At 31.2% G+C, this 766-nt stretch carries 1 protein-coding gene; it reads left to right on the forward strand.

Annotated elements, in window-relative coordinates:
- Positions 1-52 precede the first annotated feature (52 nt).
- Complete coding sequence (locus tag I215_RS15600; protein WP_237738984.1) at positions 53-550, forward strand: GNAT family N-acetyltransferase; 498 nt, start codon at positions 53-55, stop codon at positions 548-550.
- The last annotated feature ends 216 nt before the right edge of the window (positions 551-766 follow it).

Genomic DNA, 766 nt, shown 5'->3' on the forward strand with positions numbered 1-766 from the left:
GTTAGCTGACATACTTTGACAAAAGCGTTTGCAAAAACAAAATACAGAAAACGTGAAAGAAATAAACATCAAACTTGAAAAATTTACCGAAAACGACTTTGCTCTTTATTTTGAGTTAGTGAATAATGAAAAAGTAATGGAAATGATTACGGAAAGAGCTATTGAAAAAGATGAAGCAAAAACTAATTTTAATAAACTAATTCAAAACAATAAGCTAAAAGAAAACTTTGGAAACTTTAAAATCATTGAAACCAAAAACAATGAATTTGTTGGTTTGGCAAAACTAGAAATTAAGAATAGTGTAGACAACGAAGCTGAACTTGGATATATGGTTTTGCCAAAATATTGGGGAAAAGGAATTGCTGGAAAAGTTGGAAAACAATTAATAGAATCTGTACAAAAAGAAAATCAAATAGAACGACTTTTTGCTATAATCGATCCTAAAAACCTACCATCAAGAAAAATTTTGATAAATAATGGTTTCGAATCAAAGGAGTTTAAGGATTTTGACGGGTTACCAGGAGAAATTTTGGAACTTAAACTGAAATAGATAAATAATACAAACAACAGTACGTCAGCTAACACAGTATTGCCAAAAGCGGGGCTAAAGTGCTAAATTCAAAGTTGGTAATTCTATCACCGCCAAAAACGAATTTTATTCGTTTTTTTAGTAAATTTATCTCATATAAATTCGTTTTGGCTCGCCTTGGTGCAAAATCGAACTTTCAGCTTCGATTTCCCCACCTTCGGCAATACCCAAACCGTT

Source organism: Galbibacter marinus (genome assembly GCF_000300875.1).
Classification (GTDB): Bacteria; Bacteroidota; Bacteroidia; order Flavobacteriales; family Flavobacteriaceae; genus Galbibacter; species Galbibacter marinus.